The following is a 24,058-nucleotide window of genomic DNA, read 5'->3' as shown; positions in this document are numbered from 1 at the left end:
GCGGATTGGTGGGCAGAAAGGCGTGAGAAAACTCTGAAAATGCTTGTTTTAAGGGGTTTTCGGTGTTTTCGAGAAATGGGCGAATTTATAATTTTCTGGCTGCCGAAACATCGGCAGTCGGGTTTGACAGCCTGCTACCGAAATCCGCACGCCTGCTCGCGCAGGTCGTGCGTTTGCGTCTACGCGTCCGTGTGATTCTATGGGCGGGCCGTAGCGGGGGAGCCGCAAGGTTCGCCGGTTTGATTTCGGTCCGGCCTGTCAACCTCGCTATCGTGCCCGCTCACCCGTGTTTGAATCAGGGCGAGTCGGGTTTGCTTATCAGCGGAGGCCGAAGATGACTAAAGAAACGCAGGCGAACACGAATACGAATACTCTGAAATCGCTCACGCGCGAGCAATTGGAAAAGCGCATAACGTTGCTCGAGCGGATCAATCGCACTGCCGTGAACAACGCGGATCAGTACAGCAAACAGGTTGCACGAATCGCTGCGCTGGCTCGCGCCGTGCGGCGTTCGGGGGTGACGCTGACGGATCGTATTGCGCTTGTCGAAGCAGTCGAACAGATCGCCGCGCATGCGGAAGTCGAAGCGACGCTCGATAAGGATTGCATCGATTGGGTTTGCGATTGCCCGCCGGAAGAGTGGGACGATATGGATTCGAAGTTGAACAGCGCGCCTGCGGTGTCGACGAAGCATTGAAGGGCTTGAAAATGCGGGCTGTCTTTTTGTAGGGTCTGTGGCTTACGAGCGGGCCATGGTGAGGGAGCCGAAAGGCTCGCCGGTGTTGGTCTACGGCCGGACTTCCAAACTTACCATTGCGCCTGCTCTCCAATTCGGTGGAAGCCGATCATCGGTAGCGCCAGTCAAATCTCGGACGGCACAGGGGCGTCGCGCTCAAATCACAGCAGCAGCGTTAAAGAAAGGCAGGAGAAGGGGCAATGGCGGCGGAGCAGTATCCAGTAGAGGTTCAATCAGACTATCTCGAGAAAATTACGCGCGCGCGGCCTGTTTCGGCGTTGGCTGAACTTGTCTGGAATGCGTTCGACGCCGACGCCAAAATCGTGACGGTTTCGTTCGAATACAACGACCTCGATTCGCTGGACGCGATCGTCGTGAAAGACAACGGCGAAGGAATTCCGCGTACGGATGCCGCTGGCTTTTTCCGATTCCTCGGCGGTTCGTGGAAAAAATCCAGGTCGCAAACCACGTCCGGGCGGTTTCTCCATGGGCAGGAAGGGCGTGGGCGCTTCAAGGCGTTCGCACTTGGCAATGTCGCCGAATGGGCGGTGGTCTACCAGCGGGACAGCAAGTTCTGGTCGTACACGATCCGCATGACGGCGCTGGATATTCGGCACGTCAACATCAGCCACGAAACCGAGATCGAGGGCGAAGCGACGACAGGCGTAACGCTCACCATCCGCGAACCCATCAAGGAGTTTCGCAGCTTCACATCGGATGAAGGCCGTCAGGAGTTGGCGGAGGTCTTCGCTCTCTACCTGGCCGACTACGAAACGAGCGCCAAGATCATTCTGGACGGCAAGGCCATCGACCCCGCTTCCGCGATTGCCGACCGGAAGTCGTTCAACCTCGAGGATGTGGAGATCGACGGCCAGGCGCATTGGGTGCGTTTGCATGTGGTCGAATGGAGGACCGCAGGCAACCGCGCGCTTTACCTGTGCAATCAGCAACGCTTCCCACTTGTGCAGGTGGACCGACGTTTTCACATCGGTAACTTTACGTTCTCCGGTTACCTGTACTCACCATACTTCGATCTGGCGCAAAAAGAGGGCACCGTCGATCTGGCTGAAATGCAGCCAGCGATTATCGACGCGATAACTGAGGCGCAGCAGACGATCAAAGACCACTTCCGGAACCGCGCAGCCGAGGAAGCGCGCACTGTCGTCGAGGAATGGAAGGATGAAGAGGTTTACCCCTTTTCGGGTGATCCTGTGACGTCAATCGAGAAGGTCGAGCGGCAGGTGTTCGACATTGTTGCGGTCAACGTTGCGCGTCATCTGCCGGATTTTCGCACTATTCAGCCGAAGAACCGGGCGTTCCAACTCCGGATGTTGCGGCAAGCCATCGAGCGCGGCCCCGAGGATCTGCAGGTCATCCTGGATGAGGTGTTGCGCCTGCCAAAGCGTCAGCGGGAGGAACTGGCACAACTGCTGCGGGACACGTCCTTGTCCTCGATTATTGGCGCGGCCAAGGTCGTATCGGATCGCTTGAAGTTTCTCGCCGGCCTGGAAGCAGTGCTGTTCGATCCCGAACCGAGGAGGCGGTTGAAGGAGCGGTCGCAACTGCACAGAATAATCGCTCAAAACTGTTGGCTTTTCGGCGAAGAATTCAACCTGTCTGTGGACGATCAGTCACTGACGCAGGTGTTGATGGCCCACAAGAAGGCGCTGGACCCAAAGATCGTGATCGATGAACCGGTCAAGCACATCTCGCAGACCCGAGGCATCGTCGATCTGATGCTTTCAAAGGCAACGAAGCAGTACCGCGCCAACCAGTTGTCTCACCTCGTCGTAGAACTCAAGGCACCGAAGGTCGACATTGGTTCCGACGAAGTGACGCAGATCCAAGGCTATGCATTCTCGGTCATGGCTGACCCGCGCTTTTCCAAGGTCGGTGTGACGTGGAACTTTTGGGCGATCAGCGACAAACTCGCACCCTACACCGAACAACTGGTGAGGAACGAGACGGGCCTGATCCTTGAGAAGCCGAACGTCAACATCTATGCGAAGACGTGGGCACAGGTGCTCGAGGAAAACCGCGCGCGGTTGAAATTCTTTCAAGACCATTTGAACGTGCAGGTCGATCGCGATGCCTCGCTTAAATATCTGAAAGAGCGCTATGCTGCCTACTTGGAAGGCGTGTTCGAGGTCGATGATTCGGACGCGGAAACCGCGACTGGTACGGAGCCAGAGGTTGATGCAACATCGATCTGAGCATTTGCTGGCGGGACTGAAATGGCAAGACCAAAACAGAAAGCGGACGCCTCGATGAGATCACTGAAGAGAACTATCTTGCTTGACGAGTCGGACATCGCTGGGCTCGACCGCCTTCTGGGTCAGTGGAGCGTCCGAGAGGCGTTGTCGGTCCTCGATGAGATCGATCATCGCCTGGCCGTGCTGGCGGCCAAAGAAGCTGTGCGCAGACGAGGCCACGGACAAATTGCGTACGCTGCGCCCGTTGGTCACGCAAGCCCGTTGGCTATTTGGGCCTGAATTCGACATCGGTCGCAGGCAAGCGTGGATTGTAGCGAGCCATTTCAGCACCGCCCTCCGCTAACGGGGCGAGAGAACCGGGACCGTTGTCGATGGCGGACAAGAAAGCCATTCGAAAAAGGCGCGGTGACTATCTCTAATCAGATCGGCAGTGCGATTGGTCAGTATCCATTGGCAGTAGTAATCCTTGATGGCATTCACCTCAGCATCATCATCAGGAATAGACTTCCAGCTCACGAAGCTGGACAAATGCGCCTCTCCATCCTTGATAATCTGGATTTTTCGCTGGGCCTGTTCGCCGCTGATCGGAACACTACCTTCTGCGTGAACCACAGGACCGATACGGGTTTCCAATATCACCTTGTCCGCAGGTCTTCCTTCGTTTAGCACCACTTTTGCCCAAGGTGCAGAACGGCTAAGCATCGGCCCATGCCTGAGCAACTCCTGATACTCAGCATACGCGTAGTAGACCACGCTACGTGTCTGCCGCGGTGGCCAGTACGTTGGGAAAGGAGGCGTTATCTGCAGGTACCAATCAATTGACTGAATCGTTCCGGTGAATACGTTCGGTTCATTCTTGACATGTTTATCAAATTTTTCCCAATCATCAGCCAGAAACACAGAGACGTCGCTTCGCTTAAGTTTTTCTATTTGCACCGGGCGACTGCCGAAAAGGAAGTCATCCTTGGAAATCTCCATCCCAGTTTGCCTCTGATCGGACTGGTTGACGATCGCAGGGGGAGCGCTTGCGCATCCAAAAAGTATCGCTAACAAGAGAATATTGATAAAGCAAGCAGCACACTTCTTGTTCATCTGATTCTCGAATAGAGTGGCGAAAAATCGGTGCGGTGCGCAACCGTTCCGTATATAAGCATAGACGTATAGGACACAGCAATCCCGCAAACTCATCGCAATCTAGGGTGTGCATAGAAATGGCTTGGGCTTCTCAACCTCTATCGACTCCGCAAGCTTGACCTTGTCTATCAGCCCGGACTGACCTGCCGGAGTTAGCGGGATGGATTGGGGCTTGTGTTGGAACTCCACCTTCCTGTCCGCGACAAGGATAAAGTCTCCGACATAAACAACTGCGCCGGCAGGAGCAGCGAACGCTTGAGATGTTAGAGAAGCATCGCGAGGCTCCGCGCCGTTGAGAACACTGTAGATGTCATCTCCACGTTAAACATGGGCTGTACGTTGTTTAGAGCGCACGCCGAAAGGAGCATCGCTACTATGACTGCAGAGCCTGGAGTAGCAAGACGGCTCATGGGTAGCTAAGCTCTCGTGTTCACGCCGACAATCAGAACGAAGGTCGATCCAGCGCAACCCATTGCTGCACGGACGGCCGCTCCCATTGACGCGCCGCGTAGTGAACCAACCTCGCGGGTACCGGATCTCCGTTCATGACAAGGCGATTCAGCATCAAGGCCAAGTCTGTATCGGCGATGCACCACTCGCCAAAAAGATGCGGCGCATCCTGCGAGAGAAGTGCGTCGGCCGCGAAATACAACTTCTGCGCGGCCAGTTCCGCCGCCGGGGAACGTGGCGGCGCCATTCGGCCATAGAACACGACCTCCGTCGAGCGCTCATGGCGGATAGGCATCAGGTCGCTTCGTAACCACGCCTGAAGTTGTCGAGCTCGGGCGCGAAAGCGCTTTTCCTGAGGGTAGACAGGCGTTTGCGGAAACGTATCGTCGAGATACTCGGTAATTGCCGACGACTCGGATAGAGCGAAATCTCCATGCGCCAACGTCGGTACGCGCTGCGTCAGCGATTTCGCTGCATAGCGCTCTTCACGATTGGCATCCTTGCCGAGATCAATCGTGGAAAGCTCGAACGGCAGCTGTTTTTCCTGAAGAGCCACGAACACAGACATCGCGTAAGGGCTGGCAAACTGCGCATCGACGTATAGATGGAGACGGTCTTCATGCATCGTGTTTCCCTGGACGAATTCGTTAGTGTGCGATGTTCGATGGTAGCGGCTGGACTCACGCCACAAGATATTCCCGCAGATACTCGGCCGTCCGACTCCCGTTGCAGTGCGCGACTTCAGCCGGCGTCCCACTCGCCACAATGGCACCCCCCGCATCCCCCGCACCCGGGCCGACATCGACGATCCAGTCGCTTTGAGCCGCCACCCGCATATCATGCTCGACCATCACCACGGTATTACCCGCGTCGGCGAGCCGCTGCATTTGCACCATCAGCCGGTCCACATCAGCAGGATGGAGGCCGGTGGTCGGTTCGTCGAGAATGTACAACGTGTGCCCGTGCTGCGCCCGTTGTAGTTCGGTGGCGAGCTTGATGCGTTGCGCCTCACCGCCCGACAGCTCGGTAGCCGGCTGGCCGAGCCGCAGATACCCAAGCCCGATATTGCGCAATGCGTCAAGCGCACGCATCACGCCGGCCTCATCGGCAAAGAAACTGCACGCGGCATCGACAGTCAGGTCCAGCACCTCGGCAATGTTTTTACCATGCCACGTGATCTCCAGCGTCGATGCGTTATAGCGCGTGCCATGACAGGTCGAGCAGGGCGCATACACGCTGGGCAAAAAGAGCAGTTCCACGCTGACAAACCCTTCGCCTTCGCAGGTCGGGCAGCGGCCTTGCGCGACGTTGAACGAAAAACGTCCCGCGCCATAGCGACGCTTGCGGGCACCAGGCGTATCCGCAAACAGCTTGCGCACATGGTCGAAAAGCCCCGTATACGTGGCGAGGTTGGAGCGCGGTGTGCGCCCGATCGGTTTCTGATCGACGCGCACGAGCCTTCGGATCGCGTCCATTCCATCTGCAATATGCCCACTCGTCGGCACCGCCGATGTGGCGAGCAGTGGGTCCTGTTCATCGTCGTCCGGACTGTCGATGATCTTTCCCAGCCGTTTCGCGACCAGTTCCGGCAGCGCCTGGCTCACGAGGCTCGATTTGCCCGAACCCGACACGCCCGTCACGGTGGTCAGGCAGCCGATCGGTAACGCGACGTTAAGCCCGTGCAGATTGTTGCGCGTGATATTGGCAAGCCGCAGCCAGCCCGCTGCCTTGCGCAAAGTGCGATCGACGCGCGCAGGCGGAGCGAACAGATGCCGCCGCGTCTGCGACGCCTCGACCGTCGCGAGGCCCGCGGGCGGCCCGCTATAAACGACATGACCGCCCGCTTCACCCGCCGCCGGACCCACATCGATCAGCCAGTCGGCACGCCGCATCATCTGCAGATCGTGTTCGACGACGAACAGCGAATTGCCCGCTGCCTTGAGCTCCTGCAGCGCGCTGAAGAGCGCTTCGCCGTCCGCGGGATGTAACCCGGCCGATGGCTCGTCGAGCACGTACACCACGCCGAAGAGTTGCGACGACAATTGCGTGGCCAGTCTCAAGCGCTGTAATTCACCCGACGACAGCGTAGGCGTACTGCGCTCGAGCGCGAGATAACCCAGCCCGAGGTCGATCAGCGTGACCAGGCGTTCCAGCAGTTCGGCCGCGATGCGCTGCGCCGCGAGGCGTTTCTCCCCGGACAGGTTCGGCGTGCGCCGGACATCGGGCGACGCCTTGTGCGCGGAGCCTCCAGCAGCGACCCGTTTGTCGACGGCATCGCGCATCGCGCTTCTGCTGAGCACGCTGCCATGGCCGCTCATTGCCGTACCGGGCTGCGGCCATTCGCCGCGCGCGATCGGCTCGAGAATCGCGGCGAGCCGGGCGAGCGGCAGCTGTGAAAACTCGCCAATATCGAGCCCCGCGAATGTCACCGATAGCGCTTCTTTCTTGAGCCGTTTGCCATCGCAAGCCGGGCACACGTTGCCGACCATATACTGCGACACGCGCTTTTTCATCAGCGCGCTCTGGGTGTTCGCGAAGGTGTGCAGCACGTAGCGACGCGCGCCCGTGAACGTCCCCTGATAGCTCGGCTCGTCCTTGCGTTTAAGTGCTGCACGGGTCTCCTTCGGCGTGAGACCCGCATAGACCGGCACGGTCGGCTGTTCATCGGTGAAGAGGATCCAGTCGCGAGCCTTCTTCGGTAGATCGCGCCATGGCGTGTCGACGTCGTAGCCGAGCGTCACCAGGATATCGCGCAGATTCTGTCCGTGCCACGCGGGCGGCCACGCAGCGATTGCGCGTTCGCGGATCGTGAGCGAGTCGTCGGGCACCATGGATTTCTCGGTAACCTCGTACACACGCCCCAGCCCATGGCAGGTCGGGCAAGCGCCTTGCACCGTGTTCGGCGAGAAATCCTCGGCGAACAACATCGGCTGTTTGGGCGGGTAGTCACCGGTTCGCGAATAAAGCATGCGCACGAGACTCGACAGCGTGGTTACGCTGCCCACCGATGAACGCGCGCTCGGTGTGCCACGTTGCTGCTGCAAGGCAACTGCGGGCGGCAAACCTTCGATTGCATCGACTTCGGGCACGCCGACCTGCTCGATCAGGCGCCTCGCATACGGCGCGACCGATTCGAAGTAACGCCGCTGCGCCTCGGCGTAAAGCGTACCGAATGCCAGCGATGATTTGCCCGAGCCCGAAACGCCGGTGAACACCACCAGAGCATCTCGCGGAATCTGTACGTCGACGTTTTTCAGGTTGTGCTCGCGGGCTCCGCGCACGCTGACGAAGCCAGTGCGAGCGCGGGAAGGCGGCGGGGCCGAGCGGGGTTTCCTGCGGTGGGTGTCCATGTCGATCGATAGTAGATGAGCGCAGTGCGTGGCGACTGTGCAAATAGTACAGGCGCATGCAAGGGCTATGTCAGGTCCAACGCGATGCGATCCGGCCAGATCGCAACCGCTCATATATCCGGGTTGACGTCGTATTGCTGCTTCTACTACTGTATGAAGCGCTATCTGGACCGTATTCAAAAAATCGGCAAGCCAATAGAAAGGGAATCGCAGATGACCCAATCCCACGTTCTTCTCGTGACCTTACTCTTGATGGCCGCTGCCATACCAGCCATCGCTGCCGACAACACATGCGCGCCGCCCAATGCAGCAGTGCCAGCCGGCGCAAATACAACCGACGCCAAAGCACCGTTCTTCATCGATACAGCCGGCCTCGATCTGACGACAACACCTCCCACACGCGACCCACACAACCCAGCCTACCCATCCGCGACGGAATTGCCAGACGGCCAGATTCCATCGGTCAATAGCGACGGCAACTTCATCATCGGTCCAACGCACCGGCCGTCGCCAGAGACCGTCGAGCAAGCGAACGTACCGCACGGCACCGTCCATACGTTCGTGATGACGTCGGCGGACAGCGTCATCTATCGGCCCGGCATGATTCGCGACGATCTGCCCGGCTGCGGCAATTCTGCGGTGAACTCGGCTTCGACCGCGCCAGGCGATGGCTCCGATCTGCTGGTACCCGCAAGCCATGCAGGCAGCTGGAGCCGGGACGTCGATGTCTATGTGCCGCCCGGGTACGTTGCGGGAACAGCAGCGCCGTTCATCGTATTCGGCGATGGCGGCAAGCAGGGCTTCTTCAACGAGCAGATGCTGTTCAACGTGCTGGATAACCTCATTCACGCGCACCGGTTGCCGCCGATGGTGGCCATTGGCATCGGTGCCGGCGGGCAGGATGCGCAGGGCAGCGAGCGGGGCCGCGAATACGACGCCGTGTCCGGCACGTACGCCGAATGGGTCGAGCAGGAAGTGTTGCCGCGGGTCGAACGGCAGGCGCATGTGCGCTTGACGAAGGACCCGGATCGTCGCGCGACGATGGGCTTCAGTTCGAGTGCCGCGGCCGCCTTCACGATGGCCTGGTTCCATCCCGATCTCTATCACCGCGTGCTTGGCTACTCGCCGACGATGGTGAACCAGCAATGGCCGCACGACACTTCGCTTCCCGGTGGCGCATGGCAATACCACGACGCCTGGCCGGGGCCGAACAAGCAGAATCTCACCGTGTCGGGAAAGATGGTGACGCCCGCGAGCGAATCGAATGGCGCGCCGCTGATCCCGAACGCGCCGCGCAAGCCGATCCGTTTCTGGTTCGAGGCGGGCGATCGCGATCTGTTCTATCCGATCGGTCCTCTTGCCGATGGCATGCATGACTGGACCGCAGCCAACGAGGACATGGCGCGCGTGCTGGCCGCCAAGGGCTACCACTTCCAGTTCATATTCGCCCGCAACGCAGGGCACGTCGACGAAGCCACTGAAGCACAAACCCTGGCCTCGGCACTTGAATGGATCTGGAAAGGCTATCCGGCGCCGGTGCACTAGAAGGGTCGCGCCCGGTGTCGCGTGTTTGCACTACCGGCCGCTGCCGTCAGATTCTTTCGAGATCCGTACGGGTCCGTTCGTTGACGACGTTACCGGTGTTGAGCGTTGTCGTCGGTTCGAGCAGCAGGCAATGGACTTCGTCGGTGACGGCTTCGGGACAATGCTCGATACCCTTCGGCACGATGATGTATTCACCCGCTTCGATCAACACGTCACCGCCGTTTTCAGCGCGTAGTTTCATGCGCAGCGTGCCTTTCACCACGAGAAACAGTTCGTCCTCGTTCTCGTGATAGTGCCAGTTGAACAGGCCACTGAGCTTTGCGAATTTGATCTGTGAGTCGTTGATGTCGCCGCCGATCTTCGGCGACCAGTATTCGGAAATGCCGGCGAACGCAGCCTGGATATTGACCTTGCTGAGCATCATGCTGCAACTCCTTCGATTTTGACGATAGTGTCGATCTGGGCGGACCGCCGGCGGTCGACGAACGCCTGCGGGAACGGCGCGCCGCCGACCGTGAAGCCTCACGTGTTCGTTTCAATCGTACCTTGACGCGCGCTGCTTCGTCGATACTACCGGCTGCGATGACCGGTACGTCGACCATTGCGCAGAAGCAGGCAAACGATCAATGCGTGAGTCTTTCGGCGCAAATGCCGACGCGGCCGACTTCGATCGACACGCTATCTGGGAGCGTCGGCTGAGGAAGTAGCGAGACAACCAACTGCGGTGCGTTCGCAGCCATGCCGAGTATCAGCGCGGCATGCGGCGTGACATCCACGTAATGCAGCATGCCCGTGCCCGCCACGCCTGAACTGGCGCGCCTGAGCCCGTATAAACCGACACTGCCGAGCCATGTGCCGTGGGGCTGGCTGCCGTTGCCTGTACTTGCCGTGTGCAGGAACGCGCGCAATACGGTTGCGTCGAGCATGCCGCGGATATGCTCGAGAATCAGGTAGATGCGCAACGACGACGGGTTGCTCGCATGCGCGGCCGCCAGTATGCCGGTAGTCCCAGGCTCGACGGCGAGCGGCACCGCGACGCCGCCGGATTGCACGAGTGCGGGAGCGTTGCTCGACGCAATCACAAGCGGCGCGTGGTGCGGTCCTCCAGCGTCGATCGGGGCGCTCATATGAACCTGTCCTCCCGAACCATGGGTTCGGCACGTGGCCTTCGTTGACGCAGCCAGCCGAAAGCGGGTGCGTGCGCGATCTCACGCTGCAGCCACTGGCAGGCTGTTCGCAGACCTCTGATCTCCCATGTGGGAGGCCGGGGTGCATCGAGCCGCTCACAAAACACCAGCACCGCGACGGCGGCCATCGCTGACAGATGCCAATCTGGCAGCAGCAGAGTAAGCAGCATCAGGGCCCAGCACGTGCCGATGCACGACAGCCCGTGTGCTACGCCGAGCCGCAGCGCGTCCAGATCTGCCCGTAGTCCGAACGCCGACAACGGACTGTGCCGGTGGCAGCCGTTCAGGCAACGCTGCTTGAACGGCGACGCCTGCCAGATGCAGGCCACCAGCGCTGTCACTGCGGCTGTGCCGAACGGGCTGGCAGCCGCACCGGTCAACGCCGATTGCAGCGCCTTCATCGCAAGCCCGGGAATCAGCCAGGTTGCGGCAAAGCCAAGCAGAAACAGCGCGGTGGCGCGCGAGCGCCGGCTGGAAAACGTGCTGACACGAATATGCGACAGCGCGGGCATCGTCATCGGCACCATCATCGCGGCGATCATCAACAGCCATCCGGCGCTGGCTGATACGAACCAGCTGGTAGTCAACCAGGGCGCCGGCGAAGCGCTGCATAGAAAGGCCATCAGGTCTTGCCCGAACCAGTGCGGCATGGCGGCGATCACAAGCCACGCCGCCAGGCTCACAGCTAGAACACCGAACTGCAACCGCGCAAATTCGCGTCTGTTGTGAATCATGCCTGTCGATCCGCTCAGTTGGGTTGCCGGTAGACGCTGACTCGACCCACTTCGATCTTACCTTGTGCCGGCAACTGACGGCGCGGTCGCAGCGTGACGTCGATGTTGCCGCCCGACAGCTTGTCGTCGAGATACAGCTGGTCGACCAGGTGCGAGATGTCCAGCACATAGGTCAGCCCGGCTCCGCCGTGCGCGCCGTGCGTCGCGCTTGCCAGCCGCAGCCCGAACAGGCCGACATCTCCCGCGTGGTGTGCACGCAGCACGTCGGTCGTGCAGGGGCCAGGGGGCAAATCGACATAAACACCGAGCACAGTCGAATCCAGCGTGCCGCGCACGTTCTCCAGCTTCAGGTACACATGGTCAGGCAAAGCCGCGCGCGAAGCCTGTTTCAGGCTGCTGGTCACACGCCGTTGCACGTCCGCGTCCATCCGTACCTTCACTGGAGCGGTTCCCGCGCCCGCGACCTCGACGGCATCGGCGCTCGCTCCCAGCAGTTCGGCCGGCGCCTGCGTCGCTTTCGGGGCAAGCGAAATCGCTGCGGCTTCAGTCGGCTGGAGCGCGCCGAGCTTCTGCAAGCGCAGCGCCAGCAGCGGCGTAGCCTTCGCCGGTGCCGAGGCGTCCTGGTACGAGTAGTTCAGTTGCGAAAGGCTGTTCACGTCGGCAGGTTTGTACACCCAGCTCTCAGCGTCGGGCATTGGCATCACGAATTGTTGAGCGGGGCCTTTGAGCCAGCTGGTATCGGTGGGGTTGACGTTGCCGGCCGCATTCCATGACGCCCACATGCGGTCGATGTTGCAGTGATGCAGGTAAAAGATCGGATCGAGGCCTGCGGTGCCAGGGTCGGCCATCAGCCCATAGTTGGTGTCGGTGATCTGGCCGCCGGTGTACACGTGCACCAGATCGTGCGGATTGCTCTCTATGTTGCCGTGCGGGCCGCCGTTGTGGGAGAACCCGGATTGAGGACCGCCGAAGCCGGGCAGCGGCGTGACGGAGTCCGAGCCGGTGAAGATATTGTTGGTCAAGCAGGTTTGCGTGACGTCTCCGTAGCTCCAGTTGGGATCGTTCGGATGGGTCTCTGCCCACAGATCGGTCGGAACATAGATGTTGCCGTCGGCGTCCGGGCCGTAGCGCATTGTCACGAACAGCGGATTGGGTGTGTTGTCAGGCAAGGTCTTCTGCGCAAAGGCGGGAGGCATTTGTGCGTGGCTGCCTTGCGGGCCGCCGAAGTAATTCCAGTAGGGCAGTGCCCAGCTTGCGGGGCCACCGAGGCTCACGATGTCCGCGCGCAACTGGGCCTCGAGCGCGAGCAGGTAGCCGCGGTGCCACGGCAGGAAAAACCAGCTGCCGTGCTGGCACTGGTTCCAGTACTTGTCCATGGTCGCCTGGTTCGGCAGCGGTTGGGTCGGCACCGTCGGCGGGCTCTTCGCAAATCCCCACCCCGGGAAGCTCGGCGGCGACGGATACCATCCGGTGTTCGGGTTGACATATTCACCGTGAATGGCAGCGAAGAACCACCAGCTGGCCGGGTCATTCAACGCTCGCGTCATCATCTTGCCGACACCCCTGGCGTACCAGAGCAGATCGGTGTTGTTGAAGGTGCCGTCCGAATTCCAGGCATCGTTGCGAATATAGGTTGTCATCTGGTTTGGTCTCCGTGTGGATTTGCTCGAATCGCTAGTCGAGTACGTCGATGCAGTATCTTGCGATCTGCATGGGTTTACCTTCTTGGCTTCGGGAACAACACTGGAGGCGATAGTAAGCCAGTAATAACGGGATTTGTCTTATAAAATTTACTCTTTTATTTTCCTTCTTTAATTGCGGATTGGAATTTGGTGAGCCGGATTGCATATGGACATATCGAATTTATGCAATCAAGATAAGCCGGATTGAATAGCCGGTTTTTATATGCCTGACCGCATATTCATGATGTGAGCAACCGCAAAAAACTCGAGATCCCCGCACCTCCTGCGAATGTCCTCCGGGGACACCGCCCTGTCCGAAACAGACCTTACTAAGGCAATCGTGTCTCACTATCATCGGTTCATCGGTAGACAAGAGACGGGAGCACGCCGCCAGGATTGATAAATGAACGACACAAATCGCAAGGTCGCTATTTGCCAGGGCCATTCGGGTTGAAAAGCGGTTTGTCGCTGTCAGTGCCAATGCGGTTTAACTGAAAACGTCGAAAGTCGATTACCCGGATTGATTTGTCCGGGTTATGGAGAGGCTTTGTCTCGAGAAAATGCCTTCAACAAACCGGTGGCCATCAAAACAGAGAACGGAGACAACATGAGATTGACATATCTTTATGGTCTGAAAGCCGCATGCGCGGCCAGCCTGGTGGTGACCGTGGCGCTCGCAGCTTGCAGCAGCGGCACTTCTTCTTCACCTGCACCGGTGGCGCAAGGCGTCGCCTGTGAACAGCTGGCGGGGATGACGGTGCCCGCGTCGTCGATCGGCTTGCCCACTTCGGGAGCAAGTGTGACGGCGGCCAAAACCGTCGCTGCCAGCGGAACCGGCGCGGCTGCGTCACCCGAATTCTGCCAGGTCACGGGCAAGATTTCCCCCGTCGATCAATCGGCACCCAACATCCAGTTCCAGGTCGCGCTGCCTACGCAATGGAACCGGAAGGTCGTCATGTTCGGCGGCGGCGGCTTCGACGGCAGCATCCCTGATGTGACGGGCAATGTGCCTAATGGTCCGATCGACAAACCGACGCCGCTCGGTCGCGGCTATGCGACTTTCGCCAGCGATTCGGGCCATCAGGCTAACGCACTGGCATCTGAAGACGGAAGCTTTGGGTTGAACGACGAGGCGGTGCAAAATTTCGGCGGAGATGCGTTGAAGAAAACCCACGACGCGGCGTTGGCGATCATCAAGGCCCGCTATGCAGGCGCGCCGGTCAAAGCCTATTTTGCGGGTGGGTCGACGGGCGGCCGCGAAGCCCTCGCGGCGATCCAGCGCTGGCCTGCGGACTGGGACGGTGCGATCGCATGGTATCCGGCATGGGACGATGCGGCGGCATTGCTCGGCGGTCAGCGTATGAACCGCGCATTGGCGCAGCCGGGCGCCTATCCGAGCGTCGGAAAACGAGCCGCCGTGTATGACGCGGCGATCGAGGCGTGCGACACCCTCGACGGCGTGGCAGATGGCCTGATCAGCAATCAGCAGGAATGCAATGCGACGTTCGATCCGTCGACAGCCACGCTAAAGGGTGTACCGCTGCGCTGTCCCAACGGCGCCGACACCGGCGACAACTGCCTGTCCGATGCGCAAATCGACGCGTTGCAGACGATCAATACATCGACCAACTTCGGCTTTCCGCTGGCAAGCGGCGAGACCCAATATCCGGGCTACAACGTGTGGGGTGCCGATCTCGGCATCTCGACCCGCACGTCGGCGGTACAGCCGGTGGTGACGTTCCTCGCATTCGGAAGCACTCAGCCGGCCAACCCGATGCCGGTGACGGCGCCCTATATCAGCGTGCTGACCGACCAGTGGTTCAAGTACTCGGTCACGCGCGATGTCAACTTCGATTCGCTGTCGCTCGACCCGGAGCAACCCGGCGTCTGGGCTGACCGTATCAGCGCGCTAAGTTCGCAACTCGATACGAGTACCGACATCTCTGCGTTCAAGGCGCGTGGCGGCAAGCTGCTGCTGGTCCACGGATTGGTCGATGTACTGGTCAGCACGCGCGCGACCGAGCAATATTTTCAGCGGCTGCAAGCGCAGATGGGAGTCGATCAGGTCGAGACCTTCGCACGCTACTACGAGATTCCCGGTATGGGCCATGCGACCAGCAGCGTGTTCAATGCCACGTGGGATTCACTGACGGCACTCGAGCAATGGGCCGAGGCTGGCACCGCGCCGGTCGGGCAGGTAACGACCGATACGGTTGGCGTGCCCGGCCGCACGCGACCGTTGTGCGACTACCCGAAATGGCCGATGTATAGCGGCGGCGACGTCAACTCGGCGGCTTCGTTTCAGTGTGTGGACTGAGCGGAATGATGGCGGAGCGAGCAGGCGGCGAGGGCCGCCTGTCGATTATTCGATGATGCGCTTACCTGGTGCCCAACTCCGCCTGCTCGCGCATGCTGCGCGCTTCGTCGCGCAGGAACTGCTGGTAGTCGTCCAGATCGCCGTCGAAGGGCTCGACGCCACCCTTGGTGACGAGCCAGAACTCGTCACATACGGCGCGCAGCAGCGACCGGTCGTGACTGACCAGCATCACAGTGCCTTCGAATTCGTTGAGTGCCATGCCTAGCGCTTCGCGCGTGGCGAGGTCGAGGTGGTTGGTAGGCTCGTCGAGCAGCAGCAGGTTGGGGCGCTGCCACACGATCATGCACAACACGAGGCGCGCCTTTTCGCCGCCGCTCATCGTGCTGACCGCCTGGTGGACCGTGTCGCCACTGAAGTTGAAGGTGCCGAGGAAGGTGCGAAGCGATTGTTCGGTGCCGCTCTGGCCGGGCGCGCGCATGTGCGCCGGCGTGTCTCTGGCGAGGCGGATCATGTGTTCCATCGGCGTGTCGAGAGGACGCAGCACGTCGAGTTCCTGCTGCGCGAAGTAGCCGATGTTCAGGCCTTTGCCTTCGCTGATTTCGCCGGCAATCGGCGCCAGCGAGTGCGCCACCGTCTTCACCAGCGTGGACTTGCCCTGGCCGTTGGCACCGAGAATGCCGATGCGCTGCCCGGCCAGCACCGACCGGTTGATGCCCCGCACGATGACGGTGGGTGGCGTGCCCGGCGCGGCGTCCGCCGGTGCCGGGTAGCCGAAGCTGGTGTCGAGCATCGACAACAGCGGGTTCGGCACGTTGAGCGGCTCCTTGAACTCGAAGGTGAACTCTGCGTCGGCAAGCACGGGGGCGATCTTCTCCATGCGTTCGAGCGCCTTGACGCGGCTCTGCGCCTGCTTCGCCTTCGAGGCCTTGGCCTTGAAACGGTCGATAAATTTCTGCAGGTGGGCGATCTTGTCCGCCTGCCTCGCCATCGCGGCCTGCTGCAACAGCATCTGCTCGGCGCGCATCTCTTCGAACTTGCTGTAGTTGCCGCCATAACGCACGAGCTTGGCGTTGTCGACGTGCACCGTCACCTGCGTCACCGCGTCGAGGAATTCGCGATCGTGGCTGATCACGACCAGGGTTCCCTGATAGCGTTTGAGCCACGCTTCCAGCCAGACCAGCGCGTCGAGGTCGAGGTGATTGGTCGGTTCGTCGAGCAGCAATAAATCGGACGGGCACATCAGCGCGCGCGCCAGTTGCAGCCGCATGCGCCAGCCGCCGGAGAAACTGTTGACCGGCTGGGCCAGCTGCGCAGCGGTGAAGCCGAGGCCCTGGATCAGCGCCTGGGCACGTGCCGGGGCATCGTGTGCGCCGGCGTCGTGCAGCGCCATGTAGGCGTGCGCCATGCGCATGCCATCGTCGCTGGCCTCAGCGGCGTCTACTTCGGCCTGCGCGGCCAGCAGCACGGTGTCGCCTTCGACTACGAAGTCGGTTGCGCTCTGGTCGGTTTCCGGCATCTCCTGCGCAACCTGGCCCATTCTCCATGCAGCGGGAATCGAAAACTCGCCGCCGTCTTCGTGCAGCGTGCCGTTGAGAAGGCCGAAAAAGGACGACTTGCCGGCGCCATTGCGGCCGACCAGGCCAATCTTTTCGCCGGGGGTGAAGGTGACGGACGCGTGATCGAGTACGACATTGACGCCGCGGCGCAGCGTGACATTACGGACGGAAATCATAGGAAGCTACTTCGGGGGAGACCGGCATGATAGCCGACCGGACGCAAGGCGGTCTTTTTTCTGGCCGCACGGGTGAAGGGCCGCTTGCGTTTTGCGGCGTCCACCGGCTGCATATTTCAGCCAAAGCGGGAAGACTGAGGCATTGAGCCCGGCGATGTGCATGCCACCACGGCGTCGTGCAGCAGGTACGAGCGCAAAGAGAGAAAGGGGCCAACAGGGGGAGGGACGAGAACCTTCGCGACGAACGTCAGCCCCATGCTGCCGTCGAAGCAGCATGGGGCACTGAATCACTGCATTACCAGCTAAACCGATACCCCGCCTGCCCGAACACGTTGCGTCGATAGTCGCCGCTGATGCTGTGCGCGTACGTGACGTTCGCGTACACCTCCGAGCTTTTACCGAAGCTGCCCGTCACGCCGACACCGACGTCGTACCAGGTTTTACCCAGTTCGTTCTGCAGCGTCGCGCCGCCGATGCTGGTCTGCCCCGGCGAGAAGAAGTCGTGCAGTACGTCGGCCGTCAGATACGGCGTCAGCGTCGAATTCTTCGCACTGTTGTCCAGATTGGCCCTGAACAGGCGGAAGCCGAGCCGGCCGCGCAGCGCATTGGTGGTGTTCGAACCGATCTCGGCGATACCGTCGTCGAAGTGGTTCAGGTGCACGTACTGGTAGAGCAGCTGCGCCTGCGGCTCGATGGCGATGCCGCCCACGCCGAGCGAGAACGGCTTGCCTGCTTCGCCGGAAACACCCGCACCGAAACCGTTCTGCCGGCCACTGCCGCCGTACACGTCGCCGTACTGGTTCTGGTAGTGCGTCAACTGCCCGACGCCGTCGAAGTACGTGCCGTCGGGCAGGTACCTGGTCCAGTAGCCGCCCACGGATTGCGCCTGCGTCTCGACCGTGCCGGTCGCATCGGATAGCTGCCCGGTCAGGCCGCGCGCGCTGTCGGCAAACGATGCGGACGTCGAACCGAAGCTCAGCGTGGCGCCCGCGTGCGTACTGCCGCCGTTAGCCCCGCGTGCCAGCGTCCAGTCCTTGCCGAACTGCGCGAAGAAGGTGCGCTCGTCGGCCGAGAAGCGGTCGCCGGCGTCGGCATCGAGGTTCTGTCCACCGATGCGCCCCCACACGCCGTTCTTGCTTGTGGACTGGTTCGCCGCTTCGACGCTCGCCAGATCGCCGACGCGTTCCTGCAGCCGGCCGAGCATCGTAAAGCCGTAATCGGTGACGAGCAGCGGCGTGAGCGCATAGCCGGTCACCGCGGGACGATACGCGATCTGCGCGGCCGCGCGTGACGCGGCGTTGCTGCTTATGCCGGACGTCGAAGTACCCGTGCCGGCACCTGCCGACGTATCGGTTGCGGCGGCCGGTTCGAACTCCGAGCGCAGATACCAGCCGCCCGCGTCGGCCGCGCCGCCCTGATACAGCAGATACTGATACGCGCCGGCCTGAACCGGCGTGGCCAGATGGAAGCTGTTCGCCGCCGAGGTACCGTTGACCTGCACCAGCTGGATGCCGTCGCCGGTGGTGGCCGCACCGGAGCCCGAGCGATTCAGGCTGAGTGTGGTGCTACCGCTCGCATTGCCGCCGACCACGAGACGGTCGCTCTGCGTGGCGCTGCCGCCCTGGTTGAGCACCGTGTTCAGCACGACCTGGCCGTTCGTACCGGTGTAGTTGCCGGCCACACTCAGCACGTTGCCGGCTTGCCCTGACGCTGCGGCCAGGTTGATGATGCCGGCGTTGTTCAGATCGCCGCCGATATTGAGCGTACCCGTGCCGCCCGGTGCGAACTGGGCGAGCGCATTGGCAGCGGCGATCGTGCCGTTGTTGTTCACCGAACCGAGCACCGAACCGTAACCGCCGAGCGTTGCGCCTGCCGCGACGGTGGTGAGACCCGCGCCGATAGTCGCTACGTTATGAGCCGCATCGCCGACCACCAGCGTGCCGGCGCCGATCGTGGTGCCGCCGGCGTACGTGCTGCCTGCGTTCAGGAGCAGCGTGCCGGTGCCGGCCTTGGTTAGCGCGCCTGCGCCCGCGATCGTGCCGTTCAGCGTGAGCGTCGTGCCGGCGTCGGTCAGCAGCGTACCGTTCGACGCGATCGTGACGCTTCGCGCGCTGGTGATGTCGGCGGTGTTCTCGAGCGTGCCGCCGTTGAACGTCAGGCCGCTGGACGCAGCGCCGAGATTGCCATCGCTCGAAATCTGCAGAATGCCGCCCATCAAAGTCCACGGCGTGACCGCGGTGGTCGTGTTGGTCAGCGTCCAGGTGCTCGTGCCGGTTTTCTGGAAGAGGTTGAAGTTGCGGTACTGCGCGGTGCTGCCGATTGACGATACATCGAGTGAATCGTTTGCGCTGCCGCCCACAATCAGGGTGTTGGTGGACTGCGTGGCATCGGCAACAACATTGCCCACGATATTGGACCCTGCCTGGAGTTCAAGCGTAAGCGGATCGCCTGAGGCGCCCATCTGGATGGCCGTCGTTCCGCCGTTGCCCGCCTGGATCGTGCCGCTGTTGGTCAGACTAAGCGGCCCAAGCCCGATGACGGCAGCCGCGCCGTTGCCGCCTATCAGCGTGCCGGAGTTGACGATCGAAGAAGTGACGGTGGTCACGGACTTTCGCATTTCAACCGCTGCGTTGCCCGTGGTCGCGCCCGTCAGATCGGACCCGCCGCGAATCGTGCCGGTGTTGATCAGTGACGCTCCGGCACCCGCGGTTCCCAGAATTGCACCGAAGGCTCCGCCTCGCCCATTGGTATTGCCGCCCTGAATTGTTCCGTTGTTGGTCAGCGTGACCCGAGCTCCGAGGATCGCCGAGTTCACTCCGGTTCCTGCGCTCCCGCTCGTTGGCGCATCTCCGCCAACGATGGTTCCGTTATTCACGAACGTGCTCGCCCCGTTTAACACCACACCGCCTTCGGCGGTCCCAGTGGAGGAGTTGGTGAACCCCAGGATCGAACCGTTATTGATGACCGAGGCATTCATTATCTGTATAGCGCCGGTGATACCTGCGGTAGTGGTGCCTGTGAATGTCCCGACAAGCGTCACGGGCGGAAAGCCTGCTGCCGTATTTGACCAGCCGATGCTCGCATTGCCCGTCAACGTGAAACCTTGCGTGTTGATCGTGAGGGCTTTGGTCGGCGCCGGCAGTAAAGCACTCGAAGCCTGAAAGCTCTGTGTCAGCGTGATGGTAGAACTGGCGTCGGACGATGCGTTGGCGTTGTTGATCGCGGCGATCAGATCCGCGCCACTCGCCGCCGTAAAGTTGTCGGCCAGCGCGGGTCGTGCGAACAAACCCATAGCGGCCAGTGCCAGACAGGAAAGCCTGAGCGGCCCAGCACCAGGCCGCTTGCTGCGAGAAGCCGATCGAACAAGTCTCCACTCGTTTTTCTTCATCGTTACGCACCCGACTGTTGAGATGGTCGTTATATCGGCTGCGGCGCATCGCACTTTAGGCGAATATTTAATTCAGGCGCGGATTGGTGACGGCGACGATGGTTCGCAATGCGACATGCATGCGTCAACGCGTGAAGACTGCTCGACACACGCAGCAGTCCTTGCATCAGAAGATAGAACTGACTCTCGAGGACCGGTGGCTCGTGAGAAGCTCAGCCGGTCCTCGTCGACGACACTCAGCAGGCGGCGATGCCGGCTAGCATGTCGGCCAGCGTTTCCGGTTGCGACAGCAACGGTGCATGGCTTGCGTCGATCCGATGTACGACGGTAGGGCGCTGCGGCACAAACGCATCGGCCAGGTCGATAAAACGCTGCTGTAGCGCCGGGCGCATCGTCTGGTCTTGCAGGCACATGATGTAATGGCGTTGAAGGCTGCCCCAGCGTTCGCGCGTGGTGATGACAGGCGTCGCCGTCGGTGCCGCGGGCTGGTCGCATATCATCAGATTCGCTACCGCGCGATAGTCGTCCTCGCTCAGGTCATGGCACAACGCGCGCCAGCCATTGGCCCAGTAATCCGGGTCTGGCGAGCGAGGGTCTGCCCGTATCGCACCAATCGCCTTTGGATCGGCCATCACTTGCTTCGCCAGCAGCGAGCCCTCGTTTTCCGGGGCGATTCGATATTCGCCCATCGATGTGCCCGATGCGGGCATGAACGCCGCGATATACACGAGGTGCTCGATATACTCCGGCACACGTTCGGCAACCGCCGTTATCGCGATGCCGCCCATGCTGTGACCCACCAGCACGACCTTGCCGTCGCCGAGCGAACGCGCGTCTTCGATTGTTTGTATGACCGAATCGACGTAGTCGTCGAGCGTGATGTGCGCGCATGGTGACGGCTCGGTGCCGAATGCCGCCTTATCGAGCGGACGCTGCGCATAAGCCCGGGGAAACCGGGCATTGAGGCCGTGTCCCGGCAGGTCGCGTGCGATCGCCGCATGACCACGGCGCGCCAGCAACGGGATCAGGCGTTCGAAAGACCAGGCTCCCCACCATGCGCCGTGAACCAGCACAAATGGCACACGCGGTTTGACGTCCGAATCTTGGGAACGTAATTCAGCTTCGGTTTTGCTTTCGTTCATACCGTAACCCCAGAGTGTTTTCCATTGCAGTCACGTTGGGCTGCATGTGCTCTAACACCTCAGGTCACGACATATTCCGCGGCGCGCGTTGCGTCATTCGCCACGCGTCGGATCGGGCAAGCTTATGTGTGGCCGCCAGTCTGCGAGACAAACGAGCGGGAAACCTTGAAGTCAAGCACGCTCGCAGCAACTTCGATCCATGCTTTACATCCATGGCTAAGATGTCCGTCGCAGGTTCGAACTAGTGCAAGCTCGAACGGAATCGCAGGTTTCACAATCGGAATGGCGACGAACTGACTTGCGCTAACCTTCGCAAAAACAGAACTGGGCAGAATCGTTATACCCATTCCGGAAGCCACCATCGCGAGTACCAGATCAAGATGGCCGCTGCGGCCCACGATCATCGGTTTGAACCCTTGTGCCCGGCATGCATCCTCGATCAGGCCACAAAGCTTGAATTCTTCGGTGAACGTCACCAGCGGTTCGGTTTTCAGCGCCAGCATGCGTAGCGCTGACTGAGCAGCCAACTTGTGCTCGCGCACTGTAACGAACATTAATTTGTCTTGCGCGAACGGCTGCGTTACAAAGCGTTCCGTGTCGACTGGCAGCATCGCGGCTGCAATGTCTATCTCTCCGTCATGAAGCGCGCTCTCCAGGCGGCTAGAGAAAATCTCGGCGATGTGGAGTTCAACGGCTGGAAATTGCCGTCGAAACCCGGCGATCACATCGGAGAAAAACGTCGACCCTACCAATGGAGGCAACCCAACACGGAGTTCGCCTCTAAGCTCCGATTTCATGTCCGCCAGCTCGGAGCTCAGTTCGCGTACCTGACGCAGCACCCGGGTGGCATGGCGATAGAGCACCGCGCCTTCGCGAGTGAGTTTGACGGTCTTCGGCTCGCGGATCAAAAGCACAGCGCCCAATTCCTCCTCCAGCAGCCGCACCGCGCGGCTGATTGCAGGCTGGGTGACATGCAGGGTCGCGGCCGCCCGGCTAAAGCCGCCGCAGTTTACGACCTCGGCAAAATAGCGGAGTGCGCGGATGTCCAGGTGTCGCTCCTATAAGCGTTAGCTATATGCAAGGATGGTAAGCCGTGGCGCGATACGGCGGATCCTGGGCATGCGTCGGGTTGGAAATACATGTGAAATCGGTGCTGATTATGGTCCTGTCGCGCTCTATCACGACGATCCGCCGATCTTGATGCGCCACTTCATTGCTATAACGATCCGTTATGCCTTCGATGAGTATATGTCATTTCATTTCGGTCCTCGATTCAGCGAGAATTTCCGATGCCATACGCATGATGCCGCTTCGGGTGGCATGCGTTTCTCGTCCGAAGGTCTGGCCTATGTTGGCTGTGCGGGGCAGGCCAAGCAGGAGCTTTGAATGACCGCAAGCGCGTCAATAGCCGTGATAGGAATGGGTGGGATCGGTGGTGTGGTGGCTTGCTGTCTTGGTTTGTCCGGGCGTCACCGAATCGTCGCGTGCGCGCGCAAAGGATTTCGCGAAGTCGTTCTGGAGCAGGCCGGGGGGACACAGAATCTGTGCATCGACGTATTGACAGACCCCATGCACGCTGGTGTTGTCGACTGGGTCCTCGTGTGCACGAAGGCGCAAGATACCGCGTCGGCTTCGGATTGGCTTGCACGACTCTGCGGCCCGAAGACTCGCGTCGCCGTCATGCAAAACGGCATTGGGCACGAGCAGCGAGTCGCGCCTTATGTCGGGAACCGAACCGTTGTGCCAGCCGTTGTCTACCTCAATGCGGAGCGACGCGCCGTGAATCATTTCCGCCTTCGCAATGCGGCGGGCGAAGATATCGCGATTCCCGACACGCCATCGGGAAACGCCTTTGCAGAACTGTTCGAAGGGACCTCGCTAAAGGTGACCCCTCGTGCGGATTTCGAGGCGTTGCTCTGGGCCAAGCTATTGCTCAATGCGGCGGCCAATCCGATTACGGCGCTTACACGACAACGTCTGGTCGTTCTGCAACGCGCCGATATTTGCATGCTCGCGTCGGAAATAATTCGTGAAGGGGTGCTGGTTGCGCGCGCCAGCGGCGTCGTTCTGGGGGAGGACATCCAATCACGGGTGATGGCCAGGCTGCTGTCCTATCCTCCGAACGAGACGACATCCATGTACTTCGATTGCATGGAAGGACGCCCGCTTGAACTAGATGCGCTAACGGGGTCTATTGTCCGGATGGGCGAGCAGTATGGTGTGCCGACGCCTGTCAACCAGACACTGTTGACGCTGCTGCAAGCTCAGGACGTCAGGCCTTTTCCGGCACGCTCACACCTTTGAGCTTCGATTGCGAAGACCGTTGAAAAAACCGCTCCATCCGCGGCGATATTAAAACTGAAAAAACAGCCGCCGCAATTCGATTACTCAATAGCAACTCGCGGTTGTCGTCAACATTTTCACGGGATTGTGGTTTTTCTCACGCAG

At 60.7% G+C, this 24,058-nt stretch carries 18 protein-coding genes; 7 read left to right on the top strand and 11 right to left on the bottom strand.

Features of this window, described 5'->3' with window-relative positions; translation table 11 throughout:
* Positions 1 to 334: 334 nt before the first annotated feature.
* Together ACYVNQ_RS34785 and ACYVNQ_RS34780 are read left to right on the top strand one after the other, a co-directional pair.
* Entirely contained in the window at positions 335 to 697 is a 363-nt protein-coding gene (locus ACYVNQ_RS34785) for a hypothetical protein (protein WP_460909715.1), read from the top strand.
* A gap of 239 nt (positions 698 to 936) precedes the next feature.
* Positions 937 to 2,949, top strand: coding sequence for an ATP-binding protein (locus ACYVNQ_RS34780; protein WP_460909713.1), 2,013 nt, complete (start codon positions 937 to 939; stop codon positions 2,947 to 2,949).
* A 339-nt stretch (positions 2,950 to 3,288) separates the two neighbouring features.
* Here ACYVNQ_RS34780 and ACYVNQ_RS34775 read toward each other — a convergent pair whose 3' ends face one another.
* From ACYVNQ_RS34775 to ACYVNQ_RS34765, 3 genes are all read right to left on the bottom strand, one after another.
* Entirely contained in the window at positions 3,289 to 4,041 is a 753-nt protein-coding gene (locus ACYVNQ_RS34775; RefSeq protein ID WP_460909711.1) for a hypothetical protein, read from the bottom strand.
* A 484-nt stretch (positions 4,042 to 4,525) separates the two neighbouring features.
* On the bottom strand, positions 4,526 to 5,158 hold the full coding sequence (yfcF, locus tag ACYVNQ_RS34770; RefSeq protein WP_460909708.1) for a glutathione transferase: 633 nt from the start codon (positions 5,156 to 5,158) through the stop codon (positions 4,526 to 4,528).
* 55 nt (positions 5,159 to 5,213) lie between these two features.
* Positions 5,214 to 7,883 (bottom strand): excinuclease ABC subunit UvrA, encoded by a 2,670-nt coding sequence (locus ACYVNQ_RS34765; RefSeq protein ID WP_460909706.1) that lies wholly within the window; start codon positions 7,881 to 7,883, stop codon positions 5,214 to 5,216.
* A 213-nt stretch (positions 7,884 to 8,096) separates the two neighbouring features.
* Here ACYVNQ_RS34765 and ACYVNQ_RS34760 point away from each other — a divergent pair, with 213 nt between their 5' ends.
* Positions 8,097 to 9,428, top strand: coding sequence for an alpha/beta hydrolase (locus ACYVNQ_RS34760; protein ID WP_460909704.1), 1,332 nt, complete (start codon positions 8,097 to 8,099; stop codon positions 9,426 to 9,428).
* Positions 9,429 to 9,474: 46 nt separating this feature from the next.
* Here the strand turns inward: ACYVNQ_RS34760 and ACYVNQ_RS34755 are convergent, their stop codons facing one another.
* The 4 genes from ACYVNQ_RS34755 to ACYVNQ_RS34740 form a co-directional block, all read right to left on the bottom strand.
* The gene (locus tag ACYVNQ_RS34755) at positions 9,475 to 9,852 is read right to left on the bottom strand and encodes a cupin domain-containing protein (protein WP_460909702.1); all 378 of its coding nucleotides are present in this window, start codon (positions 9,850 to 9,852) and stop codon (positions 9,475 to 9,477) included.
* 199 nt (positions 9,853 to 10,051) lie between these two features.
* Complete coding sequence (locus tag ACYVNQ_RS34750; RefSeq protein ID WP_460909699.1) at positions 10,052 to 10,555, bottom strand: DUF7868 domain-containing protein; 504 nt, start codon at positions 10,553 to 10,555, stop codon at positions 10,052 to 10,054.
* Positions 10,552 to 11,298: a copper chaperone gene (locus tag ACYVNQ_RS34745; RefSeq protein WP_460909696.1), complete on the bottom strand. Its 747-nt coding sequence runs from the start codon at positions 11,296 to 11,298 to the stop codon at positions 10,552 to 10,554. The genes ACYVNQ_RS34750 and ACYVNQ_RS34745 overlap by 4 nt, the downstream gene beginning before the upstream one ends.
* 65 nt (positions 11,299 to 11,363) lie before the next feature.
* On the bottom strand, positions 11,364 to 12,989 hold the full coding sequence (locus ACYVNQ_RS34740) for a tyrosinase family protein (RefSeq protein ID WP_460909695.1): 1,626 nt from the start codon (positions 12,987 to 12,989) through the stop codon (positions 11,364 to 11,366).
* A gap of 649 nt (positions 12,990 to 13,638) precedes the next feature.
* On the opposite strand from ACYVNQ_RS34740, the gene ACYVNQ_RS34735 reads away from it, so the two are divergent.
* The gene (locus ACYVNQ_RS34735) at positions 13,639 to 15,348 is read left to right on the top strand and encodes a tannase/feruloyl esterase family alpha/beta hydrolase (protein WP_460909693.1); all 1,710 of its coding nucleotides are present in this window, start codon (positions 13,639 to 13,641) and stop codon (positions 15,346 to 15,348) included.
* Between the two features lie 61 nt (positions 15,349 to 15,409).
* On the opposite strand, the gene ACYVNQ_RS34730 is transcribed toward ACYVNQ_RS34735, so the two are convergent.
* Together ACYVNQ_RS34730 and ACYVNQ_RS34725 are read right to left on the bottom strand one after the other, a co-directional pair.
* The gene (locus ACYVNQ_RS34730; protein WP_460909691.1) at positions 15,410 to 17,080 is read right to left on the bottom strand and encodes an ABC-F family ATP-binding cassette domain-containing protein; all 1,671 of its coding nucleotides are present in this window, start codon (positions 17,078 to 17,080) and stop codon (positions 15,410 to 15,412) included.
* Between the two features lie 295 nt (positions 17,081 to 17,375).
* The gene (locus tag ACYVNQ_RS34725) at positions 17,376 to 19,895 is read right to left on the bottom strand and encodes an autotransporter family protein (RefSeq protein WP_460909689.1); all 2,520 of its coding nucleotides are present in this window, start codon (positions 19,893 to 19,895) and stop codon (positions 17,376 to 17,378) included.
* A gap of 118 nt (positions 19,896 to 20,013) precedes the next feature.
* Here ACYVNQ_RS34725 and ACYVNQ_RS34720 point away from each other — a divergent pair, with 118 nt between their 5' ends.
* Positions 20,014 to 20,241: a hypothetical protein gene (locus tag ACYVNQ_RS34720; protein ID WP_460909687.1), complete on the top strand. Its 228-nt coding sequence runs from the start codon at positions 20,014 to 20,016 to the stop codon at positions 20,239 to 20,241.
* Positions 20,242 to 20,704: 463 nt separating this feature from the next.
* Here ACYVNQ_RS34720 and ACYVNQ_RS34715 read toward each other — a convergent pair whose 3' ends face one another.
* The gene (locus ACYVNQ_RS34715) at positions 20,705 to 21,610 is read right to left on the bottom strand and encodes an alpha/beta fold hydrolase (RefSeq protein ID WP_460909684.1); all 906 of its coding nucleotides are present in this window, start codon (positions 21,608 to 21,610) and stop codon (positions 20,705 to 20,707) included.
* Between the two features lie 122 nt (positions 21,611 to 21,732).
* Entirely contained in the window at positions 21,733 to 22,653 is a 921-nt protein-coding gene (locus ACYVNQ_RS34710) for a LysR family transcriptional regulator (RefSeq protein WP_460911217.1), read from the bottom strand.
* A gap of 76 nt (positions 22,654 to 22,729) precedes the next feature.
* Here ACYVNQ_RS34710 and ACYVNQ_RS34705 point away from each other — a divergent pair, with 76 nt between their 5' ends.
* Together ACYVNQ_RS34705 and ACYVNQ_RS34700 are read left to right on the top strand one after the other, a co-directional pair.
* Complete coding sequence (locus ACYVNQ_RS34705; RefSeq protein ID WP_460909681.1) at positions 22,730 to 22,996, top strand: hypothetical protein; 267 nt, start codon at positions 22,730 to 22,732, stop codon at positions 22,994 to 22,996.
* A complete protein-coding gene (locus ACYVNQ_RS34700) occupies positions 22,997 to 23,914 on the top strand; it encodes a 2-dehydropantoate 2-reductase (protein WP_460909678.1) in 918 nt (305 codons plus the stop codon).
* Positions 23,915 to 24,058 lie beyond the last annotated feature (144 nt).

The organism is Paraburkholderia jirisanensis (assembly GCF_054782355.1).
This window is presented reverse-complemented; position numbering and strand designations above follow the sequence as displayed.

Bases quoted from the DNA above. Each gene is read 5' to 3' on its own strand.
- ACYVNQ_RS34785 (WP_460909715.1), top strand. From the start codon at position 335: ATGACTAAAGAAACGCAGGCGAACACGAATACGAATACTCTGAAATCG.
- ACYVNQ_RS34780 (WP_460909713.1), top strand. From the start codon at position 937: ATGGCGGCGGAGCAGTATCCAGTAGAGGTTCAATCAGACTATCTCGAG.
- ACYVNQ_RS34775 (WP_460909711.1), bottom strand. From the start codon at position 4,041: ATGAACAAGAAGTGTGCTGCTTGCTTTATCAATATTCTCTTGTTAGCG.
- yfcF (WP_460909708.1), bottom strand. From the start codon at position 5,158: ATGCATGAAGACCGTCTCCATCTATACGTCGATGCGCAGTTTGCCAGC.
- ACYVNQ_RS34765 (WP_460909706.1), bottom strand. From the start codon at position 7,883: ATGGACACCCACCGCAGGAAACCCCGCTCGGCCCCGCCGCCTTCCCGC.
- ACYVNQ_RS34760 (WP_460909704.1), top strand. From the start codon at position 8,097: ATGACCCAATCCCACGTTCTTCTCGTGACCTTACTCTTGATGGCCGCT.
- ACYVNQ_RS34755 (WP_460909702.1), bottom strand. From the start codon at position 9,852: ATGATGCTCAGCAAGGTCAATATCCAGGCTGCGTTCGCCGGCATTTCC.
- ACYVNQ_RS34750 (WP_460909699.1), bottom strand. From the start codon at position 10,555: ATGAGCGCCCCGATCGACGCTGGAGGACCGCACCACGCGCCGCTTGTG.
- ACYVNQ_RS34740 (WP_460909695.1), bottom strand. From the start codon at position 12,989: ATGACAACCTATATTCGCAACGATGCCTGGAATTCGGACGGCACCTTC.
- ACYVNQ_RS34735 (WP_460909693.1), top strand. From the start codon at position 13,639: ATGAGATTGACATATCTTTATGGTCTGAAAGCCGCATGCGCGGCCAGC.
- ACYVNQ_RS34730 (WP_460909691.1), bottom strand. From the start codon at position 17,080: ATGATTTCCGTCCGTAATGTCACGCTGCGCCGCGGCGTCAATGTCGTA.
- ACYVNQ_RS34715 (WP_460909684.1), bottom strand. From the start codon at position 21,610: ATGAACGAAAGCAAAACCGAAGCTGAATTACGTTCCCAAGATTCGGAC.
- ACYVNQ_RS34705 (WP_460909681.1), top strand. From the start codon at position 22,730: ATGCGTCGGGTTGGAAATACATGTGAAATCGGTGCTGATTATGGTCCT.
- ACYVNQ_RS34700 (WP_460909678.1), top strand. From the start codon at position 22,997: ATGACCGCAAGCGCGTCAATAGCCGTGATAGGAATGGGTGGGATCGGT.